At 42.3% G+C, this 2,257-nt stretch carries 4 protein-coding genes; all 4 read left to right on the plus strand.

Features of this window, described 5'->3' with window-relative positions:
- Positions 1-65: 65 nt before the first annotated feature.
- On the plus strand, positions 66-455 hold the full coding sequence (locus B7C60_RS13715; protein WP_099612154.1) for a YcfL family putative periplasmic lipoprotein: 390 nt from the start codon (positions 66-68) through the stop codon (positions 453-455).
- A 25-nt stretch (positions 456-480) separates the two neighbouring features.
- Complete coding sequence (gene lpoB, locus B7C60_RS13720; RefSeq protein ID WP_099612155.1) at positions 481-1,071, plus strand: penicillin-binding protein activator LpoB; 591 nt, start codon at positions 481-483, stop codon at positions 1,069-1,071.
- Between the two features lie 32 nt (positions 1,072-1,103).
- Positions 1,104-1,988, plus strand: coding sequence for a phosphotransferase (locus tag B7C60_RS13725; protein WP_099612156.1), 885 nt, complete (start codon positions 1,104-1,106; stop codon positions 1,986-1,988).
- Positions 1,989-2,059: 71 nt separating this feature from the next.
- Positions 2,060-2,257 (plus strand): YqiA/YcfP family alpha/beta fold hydrolase (locus B7C60_RS19380; RefSeq protein WP_281251714.1); only part of this gene is annotated, 198 nt, incomplete at its 3' end.

The raw sequence follows: 2,257 nt of genomic DNA on the forward strand, positions 1-2,257 counted from the left end.
TTGGTTTGGTTATCTCGTCAGGGGCGTCATTCCACGCTTTGGCATAAACAGTTGGGAAGGTTATGATGAAAAAAATAGTCGTTACACTGTTAGCGGTGTGGTTAATGAGTGCTTGTACAAGCCATACTACGGGGCTAAGTATTGATGGCGCGAGTCAGCAAGTCCTATTTGGGGATCGCGTTCTGGCGAGTCGCATACAGATTGATGATATTTCAACTCAAAATGTGTATGGAAAAACTCGAGGCATTGTACGTCTTTCAAGTCAATATCGTGGGGATCAACATCTACAATACCGCTTCTATTGGTATGATGCAGATGGGTTGGAAGTGAATATTCAGCCAGGGCCTTGGACATCAGTCATTTTACGTGGTGATGAAACACGATCACTGTCAGAAGTATCGGTTAATCCACAAGGTAAGCAGTTTCGTGTTCAGATTCGCGAACTGGATAATTAGTGGATAGGATAAGTAGAGGGTAAAAATGAATAAAAGTATTGTAGCGCTTCTTGGTCTTGTGGTGTTGCTCGGTGGCTGTTCTAACCGCGTTAGCTATGGCGATGCTCAAGCTGTTGAAACGGTCACCGTTGATTTTGGGTCTACCGATTTACAAAAAATAGCGGCTGATATGGTTGATAGCATGATGATGTCCGGTTCGGTCGCTGCTATTACACGTGATGCACGTCCCATCGTCTTTGTTGAGCGGATCAAAAATAAGACCAGTGAACACATTGATACCGAATCGATCACCGACACCATCAGTACCAAAATGTTGAATTCTGGTAAGTTCCGTTTTGTTGATATGGACCGAGTGGATGCGGTGCGTGCACAGCTTAATTTCCAAAATAATGATGAGCTTGTTGATCAAAGTACAGCCATTCAATTTGGTAAAATGGTTGGGGCGCAGTATATGTTGTATGGCAATTTATCTAGCATTGTAAAAAATGCCGGTAGTGATAAAGATGTCTACTATAAAATGACGATGCGTCTAATGGACTTAAAGACAGGGTTAATCGAATGGGCTGATGAAACAGAAATTCGTAAACAACAGTCGAAAAGTTTCTTAGGTTGGTAAACATTGATGTTTGCTTATTAACGAGGTGAGAAATGGCAAGGATGTCATGGCGTGAGGCCTGTCAACTCGATCCGACATTACAGTCGTTAACTCATTTCTTTACCTCAACGCCTGAATATGCGCAAACACTGACTGGAGGGCTAACCAATCGATGTTGGAAAATTACCCTGTCAGCCGAGCTTGCGTTTGTTTGGCGTCCTAATACCCTTTTGACAAAAGGATTTTCTATTTCTCGCTTTCAAGAATATCAGATTCTGAAAGCAATTGAGAACAGCCGCCTTGGCCCTAAAGCGATCACTATTAATGATCAAGGTTTGTTAGTGGAATGGATCGCTGGAAACGTGCTAACCGAAGAGGGGGCATGGGAGCATATTCTCAAAGTACTGGCACAGGTCCATCAATTAGAGAGCGCTCGAATTCCGGCTCCTCCTTTTAATTATACTGCTCGCGTTGATCATTACTGGTTACAACTTAAATCAGAGCTTAAAACGCCATCTTTTGAGCAGTTATATTTAAAGTGGCGAACGTTGCCTCACTGTGAATCATTGCCACTAACCTTGTGTCATTTTGACTTAGCGGGCTATAACTTAATAAAAACAGAAACAGGTTACCGGATCATTGATTGGGAATATGCCAGTATGGCTGACCCCCGTTTGGATCTGGCCATCAGTATTGATGTGGCTGGGGAAAAATTACTGGACGCAGTGTTTCGTTATTGTCAGCTACGGAATATTCAGCAGGTTGATCGGTGGGTTGAAGGCGTAAAAGCATGGCAACCTAAGGTTAAAATGATGGCGATGCTTTGGTATTTAGTGGCTTATCAGTTATGGGGCGACGAAGAGTATTATCAGCAAGCTGTGCATTTTAAAGATCAACTGCTGGCTGAGTCTTCGTCACCAGACAATCGGGGGAAGTGAGCATTTAGCGCTTTAAAACCATCCCTTTCATGTGTAAATTAAAATCTTCAGTAAGCGGGGGGTAGGGTTGTATGATTATTTATTTACATGGATTTGATTCAACAAGTCCTGGAAATCACGAAAAAGTGCTGCAATTACAGTTTATCGATGATGATGTTCGTTTTATCAGTTATAGCACTCAACATCCAAAGCATGATATGCAGCACTTATTAAAAGAAGTTCATAAAGCGATTGAATTATCCAATGATCCGGATCCTGTCATTTGTGGT

It is taken from the genome of Vibrio fujianensis, assembly GCF_002749895.1.
In the GTDB taxonomy this organism is placed as follows: Bacteria; Pseudomonadota; Gammaproteobacteria; order Enterobacterales; family Vibrionaceae; genus Vibrio; species Vibrio fujianensis.